Consider the following 22,332-nt stretch of genomic DNA (forward strand, 5'->3'; position numbering starts at 1 on the left):
ATGGGACCGGGGGGGCGCAAAAGCCTTAACTTTCGTCAAGAAACCCCGTGTAAATTCCGCGCGCACCCGGCATGGCCGCCGGGCTATGATCGCGCTTCCCAAATGCCGTGATGAGCGGCATCAAGGAGCGTCACAAGGATAAGGAATCGACGGACATGCGGCGGCTGTTGCTCACTCTTCTCATCTGCATGGCGGTGGTACCGGCCGCCAAGGCCAGCGAGGAAGCCCGGGTTTCCGGCCGTTTCCTGCTCACCGACATGAACGGGCGGACCGTCACCGACGAGATGTACCGGGGCAGAATCCGCCTGGTCACCTTCGGCTACACCTTCTGTCCCGACATCTGCCCCACCGTGCTCAACACCCTGTCGGTGGTGCTGGACCATCTGGGCGCCGACCGGACCAAGGTGGCGACGCTGTTCATCTCGGTGGATCCCGAGCGCGACACTCCGGCCCACCTGAAGGAATACCTCAACGCCTTCCCCGACATCACCGGCCTGTCGGGAACGCCCGAGCAGGTGGCCGCCGCCGCCCGCAACTTCAAGGTCCGCTACGAGCGCCAGAAGCCCGAGGGCGACGATTCCAGGGCCTATGCCGTGGACCACTCCGCCTCCATCTACATCATGGACCGCGAGGGCAATTTCCTGGCCAAGATGCCGCACATGTCCGCCCCCGACCGGGTGGCCGACCGGGTGCGTTCCTACCTCGCTCCGGTCAAGGCGGGAGAATAGGCATGAAGCGCCGCGCCTTCATCCTGGCCTCGCTGTCCCTTGGGGGCGCCCTGGCCGCCCGCCCCGCCCTGGCCGCCCCCAGGGGGCAGCGCGGCCTGGTCATTCACGACCAGCCCCGGCCGGTGGCCGCCATCGATATCCGCGACGCCGAATCCAGGCCCGCCGGGCTGGACACCCTGAAGGGCAAGCCGGTTCTGCTCAATCTGTGGGCCAGTTGGTGCATGCCCTGCGTCGCCGAACTGCCGGCGCTGGACCGGCTGAAGCCCGCCCTCGACGCCCAGGGCGTCGCCCTGGTCGCCCTGTCGCTGGACCGCAGCGGCAAGGTGGCGGTGGCCAACACCTTCGCCCGCCTGGGCATCAAGAATCTGGACATCCGCACCGACGAGAACCGCGTGGCGGCGGAAAAGCTGGACGCCCCCGCCCTGCCGGTCACCCTGCTGATCGACGCGCAGGGCCGCGAAGTCGCCCGCTTCATCGGCGCGGCCGAGTGGGACGGCGTCCCCGCCGCCCGCCTGCTGGACACCCTGGCGGCGGGAACCCGCCCGACGCCGGACATGGCGCCGCCCCCGGTCAGGATGGGAACGGCGCCCTAAGCGGAGTTCAGGGCTTGGCGCCGTGGTGCATCATGCCGCCGGGCATGGCGCCGCCGGGAGCCATGCCACCGGGAGCCATGGCGCCGGGCGCCTGGACCGGCACCTGCACCTGCACCTTGCCAGCCTTCTCGAAGACCAGGGTTACCGGCACGGTGGCGCCTTCCTTCACCGGGGCGTTGAGACCGATGAACATGATGTGGTCGCCGCCCGGCTTCAGGGCCACCGAGCCGTGCTCGGGCACCGCCAGGGATTCCACCTTGCGCATGCGGTAGATGTCGCCGTCCTTCACATGGGTGTGCAGTTCGACGCTCTTGGAAATGCCGGCCTCGGCCGACAGCAGGCGGTCGGCGCCGCCGTGGTTGTTGATGGTCATGAAGGCGGCGCCGGTTCCGCCGGCCATGGGGGCGGCGCGCATGAAGGGATTGGCCACCTCGATATCGGCGGCGGCGGCACCGCCGGCGGCGGACAGGCCCAGCAACAGGGCGGCGGCAACGGCGAAAGACTTCATCAGGGAAACTCCGGGCAGTAATCGGGCGTTACCATCCCCAGCTCCGGGGACGGCGGAAGGTGAAGGTCGGATATATCGAGGGAGGCGAAGGGCGACGTCAAGCCGCCGCGACGGGGGGCCCACGGGCGAAGTGGTGGTGGGATGCCTGCCCGTCCATGTGTGACGAAGCGGTCGCGGCGATGCGAAGCCCTGCCGTACCTGCGGTGGGTACTTTGAAGGTTGGGGACGGCAATGCCCCTTTCGCCGGCGACGCGGCCTGGCACACCAGGCAGCATCCGTGGCTTTCCGACTGCCCCGGCTCGCCCATGGGGGAGGGAACCGCCGTACGCTCGGTTCCGCCCGCAGGCGATGCGTGGCAGATGCCGGTCCGCGCGGCCAGCGTCACCAGCAGGGTTTCCCCCCTGAACGCCAGATCAAGACCGGGAATCAGACCCTGGAAGACGAAGCCGGCCGCCACCAACGCCACCGCCAGCAGCCGGGCCATGGGGCGGCTGCCGATGCGAAGGTTGGACAGGGCGGCGTGGACGAAGCGCAAGGCGGTCCTCCTCGGGGTCGCCTCCAGGAACGCATGCCCGGCGGCAGCGGGCATTGACGCAGATCAAGTCTGAGAAAATGCCGGCCTCAGCGCCGGCCGGTCGCGGCGCGGCGGGTCGAACCCGCCTGGGCCCGAACATAGGGCGCCAGCTTGGAATCCTCGCCCAGGATATGGGCCATCACCCATTTGATCATCAGGCTGCGCATGGCCAGGACGAAGTCCTCATGCCCGCCCTTGCCCAACAGCGGCAACAACAGTACATGACGGAGCGCTGCGGCCATTTCCATATGCAACGCCTTGTGCCGGGCCAGATCGGGATAGCCGCACTGGGCCATGAACTGCTCCTCGCGGGCGAAGTGCCCGCTGGCCTCGGCCATCAGGCGGGACGCCGCCGCCTTGGCCGCCTCCAACGTGCGGCTGGCTTCCAGTTCACGCCACGCGGCGACCATGCGATCATGGTCGCCGTCCAGATCCGGATGTCCGATACTGTAGCTCGCAACCATGTTCGCCCCCACGGAGGTACCGGACCATAGTCCCGCGAAGTTCAGGAACGAACAAACACCAGTCTGTGACGCTTTGCTGCCGAACAATGACAGTTCAAAGTCAAGCACACCCTATCGACCTATAATAATGCACCGAAAGTCATAGCCATGTCTTCATATGCCTTCTTTTCCGCCATGCTCCGCTTCGTCGCCGCCAAGACCGAGGCCGCCGCCCAGGACGCGCGGACGGCGGAGATGATGGCGGTGCTGCGCCGCATCGCCGGCACGGTGGAGCAAGGGGCGGAGTTCGAGGTGGCGGGGAATCGCCTGGAACTGACCGCCCGGGCCTTGGCCGGCTTCGCCGCCTTCCTGCAGAAGAGTATCCTTCCCGAAGCGGTGGCCCACGGCAACCAGACGGGCGAAGTCCAGATCCGCTGGTCGGTGGACACCGCCATGGACGCCGTCAGCACCCTGCTGTCGCGGGCGGCGCTGCAGGAAGGGCAGGAAGGACTTCCGGTGCGCATCGCCCTGCCCCCGCCCCCGGCCTGATCCGTAATTCACCTTATCCTTGCTCCCCGGCCATCGGGCGTGGTTCACTCTCTATTCATATATCTGACGTTTCGCGGAGCGGACGAGGGCATGCTGACCAGGGATGTTGCGGCGGGCGAAGTGATCTTTCGCCAGGGGGATGCCGCCGACGTGGCGTATCTGATCGAGGCCGGCACCATCGGCATCCGGCACGCGCTCGAAGGCGAGTCCCGCCGCCTGGCCCTGCTGGGACCGGGCGAGGTGTTCGGCGAAATGGGCGTCATCGACGGCGAGCCGCGCTCGGCCACCGCCACCGCCGAAACGCCGGCGCGGCTGGTGATGGTGCGGGCCGAGAAGATCCAGCAATCCATTGCCCGCTCCGACCCCTTCTTCGCCGAACTGATGCGCAAGCTGGTCGGCCGGCTGCGGCAGACGCGGGCCATGGGTGATTCCGAGGTGATGGCCGCCCTGCAAAGCTCGGATTTCGGACCCGGCTTCGAGGAGGTGCTGCGCGAGCGCGACATCGCCGAAGGCATCATCCGGGGCGAGATCGAACCGTTCCTTCAGCCCATCGTCGATCTGAGGACCGGCGCCGTGCGGGGCTACGAATCCCTGGCGCGCTGGCGCTCGGCGAAATTCGGGCTGATGACGCCCTGCGACTTCCTGCCGCTGGCCCGGCGCACCGGCCTGATCCGCCGCATCGACCTGACCATGGCCGACCGGGCGCTGAACATCTGCGCCGGATTCGGGCAGGACGAGGACGCCCCCTTCGTAGCCATCAACGTCTCGGCCTGGCACCTGCGCGACCGCACCCTGGTCGACACCCTGAAGCGCATGCTGGCCCAGCACCGCCTGCCGCCGCGCCGGGTCTGCGTCGAGATCACCGAGACCATGCTGATCGACGAGACCTCGGACGCCGATTCCATGCTGGCCGAGTTGCGCGATTGCGGCATCCGCATCGCGCTCGACGATTTCGGCACCGGCTTCTCGCCGCTGGCCTTCCTCTACCGCCTGCCCATCGACATCCTGAAGATCGACGGCAGCCTGGTGGAGGGCGTCGAATCCTCGCCCCGCCAGCGCGGCGTGCTGGAGGGGCTGCGGGAATTGTGCGGCCGGCTGGGCATCGAGGTCATCGTCGAGGGCATCGAGAGCAGGCAAACCACCGGCATCCTGCTGGAACTGGGCTTCACCCTGGGACAGGGAACCCGCTTCGCCGCCCCCCGGGCGGTGGACGACGTCCTGAAAAAGGTCTGAAAGGGCGCCCGTCATGAGTCTTGAACCCGACGATTCCGCCCATCCCCACGTCCAGACCGAGCGGGTCTTCGCCAGCCTGGCCGCCTACCAGCATGCGCTGTCCAGCCATGTGGACTGGCTGCAGGCCTGGTACAGTTCGGTCCTCAACTGGGACGACCAGGCCCGCCCCGGCCCGGCGGCGGATCATTGCCGCTTCACCGACTGGTTCGACGGCGCCGGCCAGTCGGTGATGGCCACCTATCCCAGCTTCGCCGAACTGGGCCAGCTTCACCGCGACATCCACTTCAAGGCCGAACAGATCACCGGGCGGGCGGCCGGGGGGCACACCGTCACCACCTCGGATTACGAGGCGATGATGGCCCTGGTCCTCGCCTTCAGCACCACCGCCCAGGGGCTGGAGCGCGATGCCTGGCGTACCCTGGCCACGGTGGACGCCCTGACCGGCCTGGGCAACCGCCAGACCATGATGAGCCACCTGATCGGTGAACGCGACCGCTCCATCCGGCTGGGCCAGCCCTGCTGCATCGGCCTGGTGGACATCGACCTGTTCAAGCGGGTCAACGACACCTTCGGCCATTCGGTGGGCGACCGGGTGCTGCGGGCGGTGGCGGAATGCCTGCGCCACACCGTGCGGCCCTACGACGTGCTCTACCGCTATGGCGGCGAGGAATTCCTGGTCTGTCTGCCCGCCGCCAGCCAGGAGGCGGGCCTCCAGGTGCTGGAGCGCATGCGGGCCGCCATCGCGGCCCTCGACCTTGCCACCGCCGGCGGCCAGCCGGTTCCGGTCACCGCCACCTTCGGCCTGGCGGAATTGTCCGCCGACCTGTCGGTGGAGGAATCCCTCGACCGCGCCGATACCGCCCTTTACGACGGCAAGCGGGCCGGCCGCAACCGGGTCACCGCCTGGAACGGCGGCTGAACATTCCCGGGAAAGTACGGAAAGGCTGGTTCGGGGGCGGAAATCGATTATCATTTCCCCAAAAAAGATAATCCCCCCGGGAGGCGATTGAATGATGGGTGAGGGCCGAAAGGGCGCTCCGTCCGGTCATGCCATCGACATGACGATGATGCAGGGTGTGCTCGATCACCTCGATCAGGGCATCTCGGTGTTTTCCGCCGACCTGCGTCTGCTGCTGTGGAACCGGCAATTCACCGACCTGCACGATTTTCCGGAAGACTTTCTCCACCACGGCCTGGGCTTTGCCGACATCATCCGCTTCAACGCCCGGCGCGGCGAGTACGGCGCGTGCGACGTCGAAGCCACGGTCGACCGCCGGGTGGCCTCGGCGCTGGAATTCAGGTCCCATCGCCTGGAGCGCACCCGCCCCAACGGCACCGTCCTGGAAATCATCGGCAATCCGCTGCCCGGCGGCGGCTTCGTCGCCACCTACAGCGACGTCACCGTCAACCGCCAGGTGGCCGAGAACCTGCGTGATTCCAACGACCGTCTCGACCAGATGGTCGAACGCCGCACCCAGGCCCTGCGCGAAAGCGAGGAGCGCCACCGCGCCTACGGCGAATTCCTCGAAGCCACCGTCCAGCACATGCCCCAAGGCGTCTGCCTGTTCGACAACAACCTCGACCTGGTGGTGGCCAACCGGATCTTCTTCGAGCTGACCCAGATTCCCGGCAGCTTCAACATCAAGGGCATCAACTTCCACGAATTCATGCTCTACAACGCCCAGCGCGGCGAATACGGTCCCGGCGACCCCGCCGAACTGGCCCGGCAGCGGGTCGAGATGGCCCGCAAGATGGAGTCGCACGCCTTCGACCGCACCCGGCCTGACGGCACGGTGATCGAGGTGCGCGGCAACCCTATCCCCGGGCGCGGCTTCATCAGCACCTTCACCGACATCACGGCGCGGGCCAAGGCCGAGGAATCGCTGCGCGAGGCGGCGACCATGGCGCGGGCCATGCTGGACGCCCCGGGGTTGCTGGTGCTGCTGATCAGCCTGGACGGCACCATCGTCGACCTCAACGAGGAGGCGGCGCGCGGCCTGGGGGCCTGCAAGGACCAGATGATCGGCTCCAACATCTTCTCCACCATGCCGCCCCAGGTGGCCGAACGCCGTTTCGCCCACGCCCAGCAGGCGGTGTTCGAGGGCCACGCCGTCTATTTCGAGGACGAGCGCGACGGCCGCTGGTTCGAGACCACCATGACCCCCTATCCCGTCGACCAGGAGGGCATTCCCCGGGTGATGGTCATCGCCCACGACGTCACCCATCGCCACCACGCGGAACAGCGGCTGCGCGAGGCCACCGCCCTGGCCCAGGCGGCCAACCGGACCAAGACCGACTTCCTGGCCGCCATGAGCCACGAGTTGCGCACCCCGCTCAACGCCATCCTGGGCTTCTCGGAAATCATCTCGCGCGAGATGTTCGGGCCGGTGGGCGAGCGCTACCGCGTCTACGGCCAGGACATCCACTCGGCCGGGCAGCACCTGCTGGCCATGATCAACGACATCCTCGACATCTCGCGCATCGAGATCGGCGCCTTCACCCTGTGCATCGAGCAGGTCTGCCCGCACGACATGGCGGATTCCTGCCTGCGTCTGGTCACCACCCGCGCCGAGGCCGGTGGCATCCGGCTGGCCGACGAGGTGGCCGCCTCGCTGCCCGACCTGATGATCGATTCCCGGCGGACCAAGCAGATCCTCATCAACCTGCTGGGCAACGCCGTCAAGTTCACCCCGCCGGGCGGCAGCGTCACCCTGCGGGGCGAACGGCAGCCATCGGGCGGCATCGCCTTCCACGTGGCCGATACCGGCATCGGCATGAGCGAGGCGGACATCGCCATCGCCCTGTCGCCGTTCGGTCAGGTGGACACCGGGCTGGACCGCCGCTTCGAGGGCGCCGGGCTGGGCCTGCCGCTGGCCAAGTCCCTGGCCGAACTGCACGGCGGCCGCCTGGACATCCGCTCGGTCCCCGGCAAGGGCACCACGGTCAGCGTCTATTTTCCCGCGTCGTGCACCGTCCCTTGAGATCGTTGCTCCTCGCCGGGCGCGGCCCCCCCGCCGTCTGGCCGCCGCGCGGCACCAGCTGGTGCTGGCCTGGCCCGATCAGGTCGGCGCGGCCCATCTTCTGCAATGCCTCGCGCAGCATCGGCCAGTTCTCGGGATCGTGCCAGCGCAGGAAGGCCTTGTGCAGGCGCCGCTGGCGCAGCCCCTTGGCCGAGAACACCTCCTCGCCCGCCCGGCGCACCGGCCGAATGGGATCGCGGCCGCTGTGGTACATGGCGGTGGCCAGCGACATGGGGGTGGGCAGGAAGGTCTGCACCTGATCCAGCCGGAATCCGTTCTTCTTCAGCCACAGGGCGAGGTTCAGCATGTCCCGGTCGGTGGTGCCGGGATGGGCGGCGATGAAATAGGGAATGAGGTAGAGCTTCTTGCCCGCCTTGGCCGCCGCTGCCTCGAACATCTCCTTGAAACGCTCGTAAGAGCCGATGCCCGGTTTCATCATCCGGGAAAGCGGCCCGTCCTCGGTATGCTCGGGGGCGATCTTGAGATAGCCGCCCACATGGTGGCGGACCAGTTCGTCCACATAGGCCGGACTGGTCACCGCCAGATCGTAGCGCACGCCCGAGCCGATGCTGACCCGCTTAACGCCCTTGACGCCGCGCGCCGCGCGGTAGAGGCGGATCAGCGGATCATGGTCGGTGCCGAGCGTCTTGCAGATATCGGGATAGACGCAGGACAGCCGGCGACAGACCTTCTGCACCTCGGGCTCGCGGCAGCCCAGCCGCCACATGTTGGCGGTGGGTCCGCCCAAATCGGAGATGGTGCCGGTGAACCCCTTGGTCTTGTCCCTGATCTCCTCGATCTCGCGCACGATGGAGTCGGCCGAGCGGCTCTGGATGATACGGCCCTCGTGCTCGGTGATGGAGCAGAAGGAGCAGCCGCCGAAACAGCCGCGCACGATGTTGATGGAAAAGCGGATCATCTCCCAGGCCGGTATCCTGGCCTCGCCATAGGAGGGATGCGGCCCCCGGGCGTAGGGCAAGCCGTAGATTCCGTCCAGTTCGGGGGTGGAGAGCGGCACCGGCGGCTCGGCCACCCAGACCTCCTTGTCGCCGTGGCGCTGGACCAGCGGCCTGGCGTTCAAGGGGTTGCTTTCCTGGTGCAGGACGCGGGACGCCTGGGCGTAGAGCACCTGATCGTCGCGCACCTGCTCGAAGGACGGCAGGCGCACCACCACCTTGTCCCCCTTGACGGCGGGCTGGGCGGCGTCGAGGTCGGAGGAATCCACCACCCGCCAGCCGTCGGGCACCGCATCACGCACGAACACCGAGCCCCTTATGTCGTGCATAGTTCTGGGCGCCTCGCCCGCCGCCGTCCGCCGGGCGATGTCGACGATGGCCCGCTCGGCGTTGCCGAACACCAGCAGGTCGGCCTTGGCGTCCATCAGCACCGAGCGGCGCAGCTTTTCCGACCAGATGTCGAAATGGGCGATGCGGCGCAAGGACGCCTCGATGCCGCCGATCACCACCGGGACGTCCCTGAACGCCTCGCGGCAGCGCTGGGCGTAGACGATGACGGCACGGTCGGGCCGCCCGCCCCCCTCGCCGCCCGGCGTGTAGCTGTCGTCGCTGCGCAGCCGCCGGTCCGAGGTGTAGCGGTTGACCATGGAATCCATGTTGCCCGCCGTCACCCCGAAGAACAGGCGGGGGCGGCCCAGGGCGCGGAAGGGCTCGGGACCGCTCCAGTCGGGCTGGGCGATGATCCCCACCTTAAAGCCCTGGGATTCCAGCAGGCGGCCGACGATGGCCATGCCGAAGCTGGGATGGTCCACATAGGCGTCGCCGGTGACCAGCACCACGTCGCATTGGTTCCAGCCCAGCGCCTCCATCTCGGCCCGGCTCATGGGCAGGAAGGGTGCCGCCGGACGGCGGGGAAAGGACAGGGAAGCGGTCATGGTCGGTCCTGGGGGTTGTCGCCCCCTTCTCTTCCTCCCCTTTGCCGCCCGGATGCAACATCTGATTTCCTGGGATGCAGCGATGTTGCTTGCCCTGGCGGCCCGCTGCGGGCAAATTCCCGGCTTTGCCTCCAGCAGTGTCGGGAAGCCGGAAAACCATGGGACGAGAGTTGGCGGTGCGACTGGTTGATTGGTGCTGGCGCCACGCCCTGGCGGTGGTGGTCGCCTCGCTGGCCGTCACCGCGGCCCTGGGCTGGTATGCCGCCGCCCACCTGTCGCTCGACACCGACGAAAGCAAGCTGATCTCGTCCGATCTGCCGTTCCGCAAGGTGGAAAAGACCATCGACCAGGCCTTTGCCCACGCCACCGACCGGCTGGCGGTGGTCATCGACGGCCCCACCGCCGAACTGGCCGAGGATGCGGTGGAACGCCTCGCCCGCGCCCTGCCCGCCGCCCACAAGGGAATCGTCCACGGCGCCGCCCGCCCCGCCGAGGAAATGTATTTCCGCAAGAACGGCCTGCTGTTCCTCTCCCCCGCCGAACTGGAGCAGATCGTCGAGCGTCTGGTCCAGGCCCAGCCGCTGCTGGGCTCCATCGCCAAGGACCCCTCGTTGCGCGGCCTGCTGGCCTCGGTGGACCTGGTGCTGCAGGGCATCAGCCACGGCCAGGCGGCGCCCAAGGATATCGAGCCGCTGCTGGCTCAACTGGACAAGCCCGCCGCCGCCATCGCCGCCGGCCGGACGCCCGAGCCGGTGGACTGGCAGGGATTGATGTCGGGCGGCCCGGCCAAGGACGCGCCGCGCCGCTTCCTGATGGTGCACGGCCCCCTCGATTACGGCGCGCTGGAACCCGCCGCCGATCTGATCGGCGCGGTGCACGCCACCGCCCGCGACCTGGGGCTGGTGCCGGAGAAGGGCTATCGCGTGCGGATCACCGGCAGCCTCGCCCTGGCCGACGCCAACTTCGCCACGGTGGCCGAGGGCGTGGAAATCTCGGCCCCCCTGTCGTTCCTGGCGGTGGTGGCGCTGCTGTTCTGGGGCGTGCGCTCGGCCCGGGTGGTGGCGGCCATCATCATCAGTCTGATCGTCGGCCTGGTGGGGACGGCGGCCTTCGCCACCGCGGCGGTGGGCAGCCTCAACCCCATCTCGGTGGCCTTCGCGGTGATGTTCGTCGGCATCGCCGTGGATTTCGGCATCCAGTTCGTCACCGCCTATCGCAACGAACGCTTTCTCAAGGACGACCCGCGGGCCGCCCTGCGCGGCGCGGCCGCCTCCATGGCGGCGCCGCTGACCCTGGCCGCGATCGCCACCGCCGTCGGCTTCCTGTCCTTCATGCCCACCGACTATACCGGCGTGTCGCAGCTGGGGCTGATCGCCGGCTGCGGCATGATCATCGCCCTGGTCATCGACTTCACCCTGCTGCCGGCCCTGCTGGCCCTGCTCAGGCCGCTGCCGGAAAAGGAGCCGGTGGGCCTCAGGCTCCAGGGCGCCGACGCCGCGCTCCGCCGCCACGCCAGGCCCATCGTGCTGGCGGGATGCGCGGTGGGGCTGGCCGGCGCCGCCCTGCTGCCGCTGATGCCGCTGGACTTCGATCCGCTGCATCTGCAGGACCCCAAGGCCGAGGCGGTCGCCACCTTCATGGATCTGGCCAAAGAGCCGGACAACGGCGTCTACCACCTGGCGACCCTGGCCCCGTCGGTGGAAGCGGCCCGCGCCCTGGCCGACAAGCTGTCCGATCTGCCCGAGGTGCACCGGGCCATGACGGTCACCACCTTCATTCCCGAGGGACAGGACGAAAAGCTGGCCATGATCGGTGACGTCGCCATGGTCCTGGGGCCGACCCTCAACCCGGCCAGGGTGCTGCCCGCCCCGTCGCCCGACGAACTGGTGGCCGCCATCGGCAAGCTGGCCGGGCAGTTGGAGGCCATCGCCCCCGACCACCCACCGTCGCGGGTCCTGGCCGGGCATCTGAAGGCCATCGCCGCCAAGGGCCCCCGGGCCGCCGCCGAATACCAGAATGCCGCCGCCGCCGGCCTGCCCGCCCTGCTGTCGGGCCTCAGGCGGTCGCTGGAGGCCGAGGCGGTCAGCCTCGACACCCTGCCCGCCGAGATGAAGCGCGAGTGGATCGCCACCGACGGCCACCGCACCCGGGTCCAGATTCTGCCCAAGTTCGACGTCCAGGACGAGGAGCAGCGCCGCCGCTTCATCGCCGCCGTTTCGGCGGTGGCGCCCGAAATCGCCGGCGCCCCCATCTCCATGGAGGAAGCGGGACGGGTGGTGATCCGGGCCTTCGCCATCGCCGGCCTGGGCGCCCTGGCCGCCATCGGCCTGCTGCTGTGGCTGATGGTCCGCCGGGTGCTGGATTCGGTGCTGGTCCTGGCGCCGCTGGTGCTGGGCGCCCTGGCCACGGTGATCGGCGCCCGGCTGGCCGGCATTCCGCTCAATTTCGCCAACGTCATCGCCCTGCCGCTGCTGCTGGGCATCGGCGTGGCCTTCAACATCTATTTCGTGGTCAACTGGCGCAACGGCGTCACCGACCACCTGTCGTCGCCCACCACGCGGGCGGTGCTGTTCTCGGCGCTGACCACCGGCTCGGCCTTCGGCAGCCTGGCGGTGTCGCCCCACCTGGGCACCGCCTCCATGGGCATGCTGCTGTTCCTGTCGCTGAGCATCACGGTGGCGTCCACCTTCGTGGTGCTGCCCGCCATCTTCCACCTGATCGGCAAGCCGAAATGAAGCGCCGGCCCCCCATGAAACGTCTGATCGTCACCGCCGACGATTTCGGCCGTTCGCTCCAGGTCAACCGGGCGGTGGAGGACGGCCACGTCAACGGCATCCTCACCGCCGCCAGCCTGATGGTCACCGAGGGCGCGGTGGAGGACGCGGTGGAGCGCGCCCGCCGCCTGCCCCATCTGGGTGTCGGTCTGCACGTCACCCTGGTGGACGGCATCCCCGCCCTGCCGCCATCCGAAATTCCCGATCTGGTCGACGGAGGGGGGCTGTTCACCCTGGACCTGGTGCGACTCGGCGCCCGCATCTTCCTGTCCAAGGCCGCCCAGCGGCAGGCCGCCGCCGAGATGCGGGCCCAGTTCGAGCTGTTCAAGGCCACCGGCCTGCCCCTCGCCCATGTGGACTTCCACCACCATTACCACCAGCACCCGACGGTGTTCGATCTGGTGCTCGATCTGGCGGTGGAATACGGCGCGCCGGGCATCCGCATCCCGTGGGAGCCGCCGCTGCTGTCCCACCGGGCGCGCGGCGACCGGCTGGGCACAAGGCTGTTCAACGGAATCTTCCACTGGCGGCGCAACCGCGCCATGGCCGCCAAGGCCCGGGGACGGGGGCTGGTGGTCAACGAGCGGGCCTTCGGCCTCAACGATTCCGGGCGGATGGACGCCGCCAAGGTGCATTCGTTCCTGGGCGTGCTGCCCGACGGGTTGTCGGAAATCTACTGCCACCCCGCCACGGAGCATTGGGCGGCGCCCCGCCCCATGCCGCCCCATTACCGCATCGACGAGGAGTACAAGGCGCTGATCGCCCCCGAGAACCGCCGCAAGGTCGCCGAACTGGGCATCCATCTCACCACCTTCGCCGCCGAGGCGGCCCGGTCATGAAGGCCAACCTGCTGCGCCTGGGGGTCATCGTCCTGATCGTCGCCGTGGCTTGGTTCATGCGCGACGGCTTCGGCGACGTGGGCGGCGCGCTGGACACCGCCGGCTGGAGCGGCGTGGTGCTGATGGCGGTCACCCACGTCCTGCCGGTGGCGCTGTGCGGCATCGCCTGGGGCCTGCTGCAGGACGAGGTGCCGACGCTGAAATTCTCGGTAGCCCGCTGGATCAAGGACGGGGTGGGCGAACTGGCCGGCATCCTGCCCCTGTCGGGCGAGATGGCCGCCATCCGCCTGATGAACCGCTACGGCTTCCGCGTCGCCGACGCCACCGCCGTGGTCATGGTCGACGTCACCGCCGAGGCCATCGCCCAGTTCTTCTTCAGCCTGCTGGGCGTCGCCCTGTGGGTGCACCTCTATCCCGACGCCGAGATCACCCGCTGGGCGCTGATCGCGCTGGGCATCAGCGTTCCCGGCCTGGCCATCTTCGTGGCGCTGCAGCGTTCGGTGGTGATGCGTTTCCTGGAAACCCTGCCGGCCAGGATCATGCCCCACGCCTGGGACGCCCCCGACGCAGATTCCGGGGTGCACGCCGCCGTCCTCGCCCTTTACGCCGACCACCGCCGCTTCGCCCGCTCGGTGTTCTGGCACGTCCTGGCCTGGGCGGCGGGCGCCATCGAGGCCTGGGTGGCGCTGTACCTGCTGGGCTATCCCCTGGGGCTGGCCGAGGTGCTGGCGCTGGAAAGCATCATCTACGCCATCCGCTCGGTGGCCTTCGTGGTGCCTGGCGCCATCGGCCTGCAGGAAGGCGGCTACATGCTGGTGGGCGCCGTGCTCGGCCTGCCCACCGAGATCGCCCTGGCGGTGTCGCTCCTGAAGCGCGGCCGCGAATTGCTGATGGGCCTGCCCGCCCTGTTCGCCTGGCACTATATCGAGCATTCCACCGCCAAGGCGAAGGTCCCGGCCGAGAAGACCGAGACCTGATATCGTGCCAATGTGGGCGAGACGCCCGCGCTCCGATCCATCTCCTGGAGCGCGGGCATCCTGCCCGCCTTAAGCGCTGCGGATTTCCCGGATGAAACCCGCCACCTCCTGGGCCAGCTGGTTGGAGGCGCCCTTGAGGCCGGTGGCGGCGTCGAACACCTGATCGGACATCAGCTTGGTCTCCTCGGCGGCGCCCGAGACCACCTCGACGTTCTCGGCGGCCGAGGCGGTGCCGTGGGCCGCCTGCTCCACCGAGCGGGCAATCTCGGCGGTGGCGGCGCCCTGTTCCTCCACCGCCGCGGCGATGGCCGAGGACAATTCGCTGATGTTCTCGATGGTGCCCGAGATGGAGCGGATGGCGTCCACCGCCGAGCGGGTCTCGGACTGGATGGCGGTGACCTGCTGGCCGATCTCCTCGGTGGCCTTGGCGGTCTGGTTGGCCAGATGCTTGACCTCGTTGGCGACCACGGCGAAGCCCTTGCCGGCATCGCCGGCCCGCGCCGCCTCGATGGTGGCGTTGAGCGCCAGCAGGTTGGTCTGTGCCGCGATGTCGTTGATCAGGTTGACCACCTCGCCGATCTTCTGGGCCGCCTCGGCCAGACCGCGCACCATGCGGTCGGTCTCGCCGGCCTGGCGCACCGCGTCCCCCGAAATGGTGGCGGCGTGGGCCACCTGGCGGGAAATCTCGGTCACCGACGAGGACAGCTCCTGGGTGGCCGCCGACACCGACTGGACGTTGGCGGTGACCTGCCCGGTCATGGCGGTGACGTTGCCGGCCTGCACCATGGTCTGCTGGGCGTTGGCAGACAGGGTCTGGGCATTGCCAAGCAGCGAGCCCGACGACACGTCGATCAGGTCGACCACCCCCTTGACCCGGTCCTCCAGGGACTTGGCGACACGGTTGAGCTCGGCCTTGCGGTTTTCCTCGGCCTGACGGTCCAGTTCGGCCTTTTCCAGGGTGGAATAGCCCAGCTTGGCCTTGAGGGCGCGCAGCAGCGAGTGCAATTGCCCGAACTCGTGCACGTCGGCCACCGGAATCTCGTGGGCCTGATTGCCGGCGGCGATGGCGTCGAAATGGCGCTCCATGGCCTTGAGCGGCGCCTGGATGGCGGCCAGGATGCGGACGGCCATCACCAGTCCCAGCACCAGCGCCGCCCCGATGGTGACCAGCAGCAGCATGATGTCGCGGGACGCCTCGCTTTCGGCCTTGGCGAAGGTGGCGGCGGCATCCTTGCTCTGGTAGGCGATCAGGGAGAGCAATCCCTTGTGGGTCTGGTTGTACAGGGGCCGCATCCGGTCGCCAATATGGGTGGCCAGGGCGGCGCCGTCGCCCCGGCGCGCCAGATCGATGGCGGGCAGCAATCCCTGGTCGCGGAAGGCGGTGCGCGCCACGGCGAAGGCGTCGATCAGCCGCTTCTCCTCCTCGGAATGGGTCCCGGCCGAATAGCTTTCCCATTTGCGGTTGACGGTGGCGATATTGGCCTCGATATCGGCCACCCGCTCACCCACCGGCCGCCATTGCTTGCCCAGCAGCAATTCGTTGCCGATGGAGGAGACCTGGCGGAAATTCTCCTGGGTCAGGTCGGCGATATGGGCCAGGTCGATGGCCGCCAGGGTATTCTCCTGGTAGACGACCTTGAGATCCTCCGCCACGCCGCGCAGGCCCGACACGCCCAGCCAGCCGGTGACCAGCATCAGCAGCCCCAGCGTCGCCAGCACGCCGCCCAGCCGCCCGGCGATGGAATTCTTCATCTCGCCAAGCTTTCCGGCCAGCCCGGTGGAGACCACCCGCCCGTCCCTGATGGTCCGCCCCTGGGCCTTGCCCTCGCGGAACAGCTGGTAGGCCTGCTCGGCGGCATTGATCTGGGCGCGGGTCGGCTTGGAACGGATGGAGATGAAGCCGGCGATCTTGCCGTCCTCCATGAACGGCGTGACGTTGGCCCGCACCCAGTAATGGTCGCCGGTCTTGCTGCGGTTCTTGACGAAGCCCTCCCACGGCCGCCCGGCCTTGATGGCCGCCCACAGATCGGTGAAGGCCTCCTTGGGCATGTGGGGGTGGCGCACCAGATTATGAGGCGAGCCGAGCAATTCCTGCTCGGTGAAGCCGCTGATGTCGATGAACGCCTTGTTGACGAAGGTGATGCGCCCACCGGCATCGGTCCGCGACACCAGCATGTCGCCGTCCTTCAGTTCCACTTCGCGGTTGGTGATCGGGCCATTGTCGCGCATTGCAGCTCTCCAATCTTGGTTGGACCCGTCCGTCAGGATGATCAACCAATACAAGTGTCCACGTCGTAGGGCATACCCCAATACATAGCTTTAGAATAATACGCATCCCTACGTATTCAAGGACCATCCCCAGAATTCCAGACTTTCTTGCTGCGTTATTCCGAAAAAGTTTCTGTTGTGCCGTCCCCCATCCCGCCGGTAGGGTCCGCCCCATGAGTGAAGTTCAGACCATCACCGTCGCCCAGGAAGAGGCCGAAATCCGCCTCGACCGCTGGTTCAAGCGCCATTTCCCCGCCATCGGCCACGGGCTGCTGGAAAAATGGCTGCGCGCCGGCAACGTCCGGGTGGACGGCAAGCGCGCCAAGTCCAACCAGCGCCTCGAGGCCGGGCAGGCCATCCGCGTGCCGCCGCTGCCCGCCGCCGAGGCTCCGGGTTCCGAGGCCAGACCGCGCGAGGCCAGGCCGGCTCCGGTGGACGAGAAGACGGCGCGCATGCTGCGCGACGCGGTGATCTACATGGACGACGACATCATCGCCCTAAACAAGCCGCCGGGACTGGCGGTGCAGGGCGGCACCGGCATGGCCGACAAGCACCTGGACGCCTGGCTGGACGCGCTCAGCTTCGGCGCCGGGCGCCCCAAGCTGGTCCATCGCCTGGACAAGGACACCTCGGGGGTGCTGCTGCTGGGCCGCACCGCCAATGCCACCGCCAAGCTGGCCGCCGCCTTCAAGAGCCGGGCGGCGCGCAAGTGCTATTGGGCGTTGGTGGCCGGCGTACCGCGCTATCCCCAGGGCCGCATCGACGCCCCCCTGGCCAAGCTGCCCGGCAAGGCCGGCGAGAAGGTGGCGGTGGACAAGGAGGACGGCAAGCACGCCGTCACCTATTACCGCGTGGTGGATTCCACCCTGAAGCGGGCCGCCTGGCTGGAGATGGAGCCGCGCACCGGCCGTACCCACCAGTTGCGCGCCCATTGCCTGTTGCTGGGCACCCCGATCATGGGCGACGGCAAGTACGGCGGGGCGGCCGCCCTGATCGAGGGCACCGGCGTGTCGCGCAAGCTGCACCTGCACGCCCGCGCCGTGCGCCTGCCCCATCCGCGCACCGGCAAGCCGATCGAGATCTCGGCACCGCTGCCGTCCCACATCAAGGCCAGCTTCGATTTCTTCGGCTTCACCGAGGGCGAATCCGGCCCGCCCTTCGTGTCCTTCGAGGAAGAATAGAATTCATCATCAATCCGCCGCATTCCGGCGGTTGGTTGTGGGTCCCCGATGGGGTAAGATAACCCTACGAAAAATACGAGCAGCGCGCCGGAGCAAGATGTCCCATCTGCGCCTTGCCGTCTTCGATGTGGACGGCACCCTGGTGGACAGCCAGCACAATATCGTTTCGGCCATGACCGAGGCGTGGAGCAACCTGAATCTGGGCATCCCCCGGCCTGAACAGGTGCGCCGCATCATCGGCCTGTCCCTGGTCGACGCCTGCGCCGTGCTGCTGCCCTGGGCCGGCCCCACCGTGCACCGCGCCGTGGCCGATTCCTACAAGGAAGCCTTCCGCGCCATGCGCCTGCTGCCCGACACCATGGAGCCGCTGTTCCCCGGCGTGAAGGAGGCCCTCGACCGCCTGGAGGGCGAGGGCTGGCTGCTGGGCATCGCCACCGGCAAATCGCGGCGCGGCGTCGATTCCCTGCTGGAAGCCCACGAGCTCAAGGGCCGCTTCGTCACCATCCAGACCGCCGACGACAATCCCAGCAAGCCGAACCCGGCCATGCTGCGCCGGGCCGCCGCCGATTGCGGGCTGGAGCCGGGCGAGATCGCCATGATCGGCGACACCGCCTACGACATGGCCATGGCCGCCGCCGCCCGCACCGCCGCGGTCGGGGTGTCGTGGGGCTATCATTCCCTGGACGAACTGCAGCGCGCCGGTGCCCAGGTGGTGCTGGACACCTTCGACAACCTGACCGAGGTGCTCGACGCGCTCACCGGAGACAAGGCCGGAGACGGAGGATGAGGCCGAGCACGATTGCCAAGATCGTCGCCGCCCTGGTCCTGGTTCTGGTGGTCGCGGTGATCGCGGCCGGCAAATCCCTGAAATCCGAAGCCTACAATCAATTCCTGGCCGAGCGGGTCAAGGCGGCCAGCGGCCTCGACCTTTCCTTCGCCGGCCCGACCAAGCTGAAACTGGGGCCGTCGCCGGTCCTCAGCTTCACCGGCGTGACCTTGTCGGCGGGCCAGGGCGCCGACCTCCTCTACATCGACCGCGTCGAGGCCCGCATCGCCCTGGTGCCGCTGGCGCTCCGCCAGTTACGGCTCGAGACGCTCAGCCTGATCCGCCCGGTCCTCCATGCCGGCACCCTGGACCGGCTGGCGGCGGCCAAGCCGGTCAACCTTGCCGATTCCCCGGCCGGCGTCTTCCTCACCCGCCCGTCCCTCGGCGAGGTGCTGATCGAGGATGCCGCCATCCGCCTGACAGGAACCACCATCCAGGTGACCAAGGCCCAGGTCCGCCCGGAAAGCGAGGCGGGAGGACCGCTGTCGCTGCAACTGAGCGGACGCTGGCAGGACAGCCGCTTCGACGTTTCCGGCGTCGTCGGCCCCCTGTCCGCCCTGACGGGCGGCACCAAGCCCTATCCGCTGCAGATCAAGGGCAGCGTCGGCGGCGCCAACCTCTCCCTGCGCGGCACCATGGCGGCGCCCCTGGCCGGCAAGGGGCTCGACCTGGATTTCCGCACCCAGGGCGAGGAACTGGCCGACCTGTTGCGCCTGCGCCCCGGCAAGCCGCCGGCCCAAACCTTCGGCCCGTTCAAGCTGGCGGCGCGGATCACCGATGCCGCCGGCCCCATCGCCCTGGCCGACATCGACGCGGTGATCGGCCGCCGCGAATCCCAGCTGATCACCGCCAAGGGCCAGATGGCCGATGCCCTGAACCGGGCCGGAATCGACATGACCGTCAGCCTGGAGGCGGAATCCCTGAGCGGCATGATGCGGCTGCTGGACCTCGACCTGCCCAATGTCGGGCCGGTCAAGCTGTCCGGCCGGCTAGCCGACATCGAGAACGGCTGGCGCCTCACCGGTCTGAAAAGCAGCCTGGGCAAGAGCGATCTGGCCGGGGAAGCGTCCCTGGTCCTGGCGCCGCGTCCCCGCCTCTACGGCCGTCTGGCCGCCGCCCAGATGAATCCGGCGGACTTCACCCTGCCGCCGTCCCGCGGCAGCTCCGCCCAGTCCTCGCAGCCGCAGCGCCCGGCCATTCCCATCGATGACGGCCGCATCCTCGGCGTGGAGCCCCTGGCGCTCGACCTGATCAAGGACATGGACGCCACCCTGTCGCTGGCCGCCACCCGCCTGCAATGGGGGCCGGCCACCCTGTCCGACGCCACGGGCGAACTTCGCATGGCGGCGGGACGGCTGTCGCTGGAAGCTTTTTCCGCCCGGGCCGGCGAGGGACAATTAGCCGGCGAGGCGCGGCTGGACGCGGCCGCCAAGACTCCCGCCCTGGCCCTGCGTCTGGCCGGAAGCGGCGTCGACCCCGCCGCCCTGACCGGTGGCGCCCTGAAGGGAGGCAAGGCAGACTTCACCCTCGACCTCAAGGCGCAGGGCGGCAATCCCCGCGCCATGGCCGGCACCGCCGAAGGCAGCCTGGCCCTTACCCTGGGCGAGACCCTGTTGGCCCGTAACAGCGGCGGGGAGCTTCCCGCCCGCCTGGCCCGCGACATCGATGCCGGCGCCCTGGGCGCCGACGGTCTGCGCCTGCGCTGTCTGGTGGCCCGCCTGCCGGTCAAGGCCGGCCTGATCAGTATCGACCGCGGGCTGGCGGCGGAAACCGCCGGCTCCGGCGCCATGGCCGCCGGCAGCATCGACCTGCGGACCGAAGCCCTGGACATCGCGGTGACCAGCCGCAGCGCCCCGCTCCTGCGGGTGAAGGGGGTTCTCGGAGCGCCGGTTGTCACGGCGGATAGTCGTGCCAAGGCCCACGCCGAAGCCAATCCCTGCCGCGCCGCCCAGGCCCGCCGCCTCACCCGCTGAGCCCCATCCCACCCGTGAAAGTTCCCTCCGTGCTCTCCAAGTCCATCAAGCGCTTCTACAAGGATTCTTCCGTCGAGGTCCGCGACGGCGGCTTCGCCATCCTGCTGGACGGCAAGGCCGTCAAGACCCCCGGCGCCCGCCTGCTCTGCGTCCCCTCGCCCCGGCTGGCCGAGGCCATCGCCGGGGAATGGCGCGGCCAGGAGGAACAGATCCGGCCCTCCACCATGCCCTTGACCCAGTTGGCCAGCACCGCCCTCGACCGGGTGGGGCCGGAGCGCGCCCACATCACCCAGCAGCTGATGAACTACGCCGGCACCGACCTGCTGTGCTACCGCGCCGAGATTCCCGCCGATCTGGCGGCGCGCCAGGGTGCCGCCTGGCAGCCCTTGCTGGACTGGGCCGCCCAGACCCTGGATGCGCCGCTGGTCACCACCACCGGCCTGAGCGCCGTGGCCCAGCCCACCGGCGCGCTGGCCGCCCTGCAGCGCCATCTGGAGTCCTATGACGATTGGCGGCTGACCGGCCTGCAATCGGCCACCGCCGCCATGGGGTCGCTGATCCTGGGTCTCGCCCTGGCCGAGGGCCGCCTGGACGCCGAAGCGGCCTTCCAGGCCTCGCAGACCGACGAAACCTACCAGATCGAACAATGGGGCGAGGATTGGGAGGCGGCCGACCGCCGCGCCGAGCTCAAGGCCGACATCGAGGCGGCGTCCCGCTTCCTGGGACTGCTCACCCCTTCTTGAAGGCGCACCAGAAGCCGGGCGGCCCCCGGTGGACGTCGATCTCGATCGCCGCCTCGCGGAATCCGGTCGCGACCGCCAGCCGGCGCAGATAGGGGCGGCTGTGGGCGTATTCGCCGGGATTGGTCACCGCGATCTCGTGGGCGTCCACCATGCAATCCACCGAGAAGGCGAAGGCGCCGCCGGGTTCCAGCAGGCGGGCCGCCTCGGCGAAGAATGGCCGCAGGTCGGCGAAGTGGTACAGGACACAGGACGACAGAATGGTGTCGTACGGCCCCTCGACGGAGGCCAGGATGCCGGGCATGGCCCCTTCGATCAGCAGGTCGTAGACCTTGCGGGCGCGGGCCTGCGCCAGCATGGCCGGGGACAGTTCGACCCCGTCCACGCGGGTGGCCGAAGCGGGCAGCCGCGAGGCCAGAAGGCCGGTTCCGGTCCCCAGTTCCAGCACCCGCTTCAGCCGGCGCCCGGGGAAGGTCTCCATGTACAGGCGCAGCAGGCGGACGCTGAACGAATCGTGGAGGGAATTGGCGTCATAGCCCTGCGCCACCGCATCCAGCTGTTCCACCGGCCGGGTTTCCTCGCCGCCCCCGCCCCAGGGCGGCAGCGCCCCGCCGAAAGCCTCCACCGCCTCCTCCATCCGCCCCAGATAGGCCAGGGAGAAGGACAGGTTGCGGCGGGGCTTGAAGGCATCCGGGTGCAATTCCAGAGCCCGCCGCAGCACGTCCACCGCCTCGGCGAACCGGCCCGTGTTGTTGAGGGCGAACCCCCACAGCCCCACTATGTCGGCATCCTCCCACGCCATGTCGCGGAAATGGCTGCAGCCGTCGATGATGCCCTGGTTGTCGTTCAGATTGAACTGCGCGATCAGCAGGGCCCGCAGGCCCGGCGGCGTGGGCTGGAGGCGCAGCGAAGCCACCAGGGGGGCGCAGGCGTCGAGGTTGCGCCCGGCATGGACCAGCGCCTCGCCGATCAGGCGGGGAATGTTGGGGTTGTCCGGCTGAGCGGCGCGGCAGCGCTCCAACAGGGCAAGGGCGTCGTCGAGCCGCCCGGCGCGGATCAGGTTGACGCTCAACTCGATGTCCTGTTCCAGGCCTTCGCTCATGTCCGCCGTCCATCCAGTCCCGCCGTGCCACGCCACCATCATCGCCGGTACGGGCTGTTTTGCAACGAAAAGGGCCGCCCCTGGGGGCGGCCCTGATCATCTCGTCCGAAACC

General features: G+C 68.8%; 19 protein-coding genes. 13 read left to right on the forward strand and 6 right to left on the reverse strand.

The genetic code is table 11. The features are described from left to right. Window positions 1-110: 110 nt before the first annotated feature. Both H261_RS05785 and H261_RS05790 read left to right on the forward strand, forming a co-directional pair. On the forward strand, window positions 111-728 hold the full coding sequence (locus H261_RS05785; protein WP_008615385.1) for an SCO family protein: 618 nt from the start codon (window positions 111-113) through the stop codon (window positions 726-728). A 2-nt stretch (window positions 729-730) separates the two neighbouring features. After that, complete coding sequence (locus tag H261_RS05790; protein WP_008615386.1) at window positions 731-1,321, forward strand: TlpA disulfide reductase family protein; 591 nt, start codon at window positions 731-733, stop codon at window positions 1,319-1,321. 7 nt (window positions 1,322-1,328) lie between these two features. On the opposite strand, the gene H261_RS05795 is transcribed toward H261_RS05790, so the two are convergent. From H261_RS05795 to H261_RS05805, 3 genes are all read right to left on the reverse strand, one after another. After that, window positions 1,329-1,829: a copper chaperone PCu(A)C gene (locus H261_RS05795; protein WP_008615387.1), complete on the reverse strand. Its 501-nt coding sequence runs from the start codon at window positions 1,827-1,829 to the stop codon at window positions 1,329-1,331. A gap of 97 nt (window positions 1,830-1,926) precedes the next feature. Continuing rightward, window positions 1,927-2,364 carry a hypothetical protein gene (locus H261_RS05800; RefSeq protein ID WP_235062875.1) on the reverse strand — a complete coding sequence of 146 codons (438 nt, stop codon included), beginning with the start codon at window positions 2,362-2,364 and terminating at the stop codon, window positions 1,927-1,929. Window positions 2,365-2,450: 86 nt separating this feature from the next. Further along, complete coding sequence (locus tag H261_RS05805) at window positions 2,451-2,867, reverse strand: bacteriohemerythrin (RefSeq protein ID WP_008615389.1); 417 nt, start codon at window positions 2,865-2,867, stop codon at window positions 2,451-2,453. A gap of 147 nt (window positions 2,868-3,014) precedes the next feature. Between H261_RS05805 and H261_RS05810 the strand changes: the two genes are divergently transcribed. From H261_RS05810 to H261_RS05825, 4 genes are all read left to right on the forward strand, one after another. Next, entirely contained in the window at window positions 3,015-3,395 is a 381-nt protein-coding gene (locus tag H261_RS05810; RefSeq protein WP_008615391.1) for a hypothetical protein, read from the forward strand. A 90-nt stretch (window positions 3,396-3,485) separates the two neighbouring features. Continuing rightward, window positions 3,486-4,628, forward strand: coding sequence for an EAL domain-containing protein (locus tag H261_RS05815; protein WP_008615398.1), 1,143 nt, complete (start codon window positions 3,486-3,488; stop codon window positions 4,626-4,628). 13 nt (window positions 4,629-4,641) lie between these two features. Next, a complete protein-coding gene (locus tag H261_RS05820; protein WP_008615400.1) occupies window positions 4,642-5,547 on the forward strand; it encodes a diguanylate cyclase in 906 nt (301 codons plus the stop codon). Window positions 5,548-5,638: 91 nt separating this feature from the next. Then, on the forward strand, window positions 5,639-7,609 hold the full coding sequence (locus tag H261_RS05825; RefSeq protein WP_008615403.1) for a PAS-domain containing protein: 1,971 nt from the start codon (window positions 5,639-5,641) through the stop codon (window positions 7,607-7,609). Here the strand turns inward: H261_RS05825 and H261_RS05830 are convergent. Continuing rightward, window positions 7,572-9,539 (reverse strand): YgiQ family radical SAM protein, encoded by a 1,968-nt coding sequence (locus tag H261_RS05830; RefSeq protein WP_008615405.1) that lies wholly within the window; start codon window positions 9,537-9,539, stop codon window positions 7,572-7,574. The genes H261_RS05825 and H261_RS05830 overlap by 38 nt on opposite strands. A gap of 176 nt (window positions 9,540-9,715) precedes the next feature. Here H261_RS05830 and H261_RS05835 point away from each other — a divergent pair, with 176 nt between their 5' ends. The 3 genes from H261_RS05835 to H261_RS05845 are packed head-to-tail and all read left to right on the forward strand — an operon-like array spanning window position 9,716 to window position 14,129. Further along, window positions 9,716-12,274: an MMPL family transporter gene (locus tag H261_RS05835; RefSeq protein ID WP_235062876.1), complete on the forward strand. Its 2,559-nt coding sequence runs from the start codon at window positions 9,716-9,718 to the stop codon at window positions 12,272-12,274. A gap of 14 nt (window positions 12,275-12,288) precedes the next feature. After that, complete coding sequence (hpnK, locus tag H261_RS05840) at window positions 12,289-13,152, forward strand: hopanoid biosynthesis-associated protein HpnK (protein WP_008615410.1); 864 nt, start codon at window positions 12,289-12,291, stop codon at window positions 13,150-13,152. Further along, window positions 13,149-14,129 carry a lysylphosphatidylglycerol synthase domain-containing protein gene (locus H261_RS05845; RefSeq protein ID WP_008615413.1) on the forward strand — a complete coding sequence of 327 codons (981 nt, stop codon included), beginning with the start codon at window positions 13,149-13,151 and terminating at the stop codon, window positions 14,127-14,129. Before hpnK ends, H261_RS05845 begins: the two co-directional genes overlap by 4 nt. 69 nt (window positions 14,130-14,198) lie before the next feature. Here the strand turns inward: H261_RS05845 and H261_RS05850 are convergent, their stop codons facing one another. Next, the gene (locus H261_RS05850; RefSeq protein WP_008615414.1) at window positions 14,199-16,358 is read right to left on the reverse strand and encodes a methyl-accepting chemotaxis protein; all 2,160 of its coding nucleotides are present in this window, start codon (window positions 16,356-16,358) and stop codon (window positions 14,199-14,201) included. Between the two features lie 212 nt (window positions 16,359-16,570). Here H261_RS05850 and H261_RS05855 point away from each other — a divergent pair, with 212 nt between their 5' ends. The 4 genes from H261_RS05855 to H261_RS05870 all read left to right on the forward strand — a co-directional run bounded on the left by H261_RS05855 (window position 16,571) and on the right by H261_RS05870 (window position 21,120). Beyond that, on the forward strand, window positions 16,571-17,578 hold the full coding sequence (locus H261_RS05855; RefSeq protein ID WP_008615415.1) for an RluA family pseudouridine synthase: 1,008 nt from the start codon (window positions 16,571-16,573) through the stop codon (window positions 17,576-17,578). A gap of 97 nt (window positions 17,579-17,675) precedes the next feature. After that, the gene (locus H261_RS05860) at window positions 17,676-18,365 is read left to right on the forward strand and encodes an HAD-IA family hydrolase (protein WP_008615416.1); all 690 of its coding nucleotides are present in this window, start codon (window positions 17,676-17,678) and stop codon (window positions 18,363-18,365) included. Then, window positions 18,362-20,377: an AsmA family protein gene (locus H261_RS05865; protein WP_008615417.1), complete on the forward strand. Its 2,016-nt coding sequence runs from the start codon at window positions 18,362-18,364 to the stop codon at window positions 20,375-20,377. The genes H261_RS05860 and H261_RS05865 overlap by 4 nt, the downstream gene beginning before the upstream one ends. Window positions 20,378-20,406: 29 nt before the next feature. Continuing rightward, window positions 20,407-21,120 (forward strand): ATP12 family chaperone protein, encoded by a 714-nt coding sequence (locus H261_RS05870; protein WP_008615418.1) that lies wholly within the window; start codon window positions 20,407-20,409, stop codon window positions 21,118-21,120. Here the strand turns inward: H261_RS05870 and H261_RS05875 are convergent. After that, on the reverse strand, window positions 21,107-22,219 hold the full coding sequence (locus H261_RS05875; protein ID WP_008615419.1) for a class I SAM-dependent DNA methyltransferase: 1,113 nt from the start codon (window positions 22,217-22,219) through the stop codon (window positions 21,107-21,109). The two genes, H261_RS05870 and H261_RS05875, sit on opposite strands and share 14 nt — an antisense overlap. Between the last annotated feature and the right edge of the window lie 113 nt (window positions 22,220-22,332).

It is taken from the genome of Paramagnetospirillum caucaseum, from assembly GCF_000342045.1.
GTDB classification, from domain to species: Bacteria; Pseudomonadota; Alphaproteobacteria; order Rhodospirillales; family Magnetospirillaceae; genus Phaeospirillum; species Phaeospirillum caucaseum.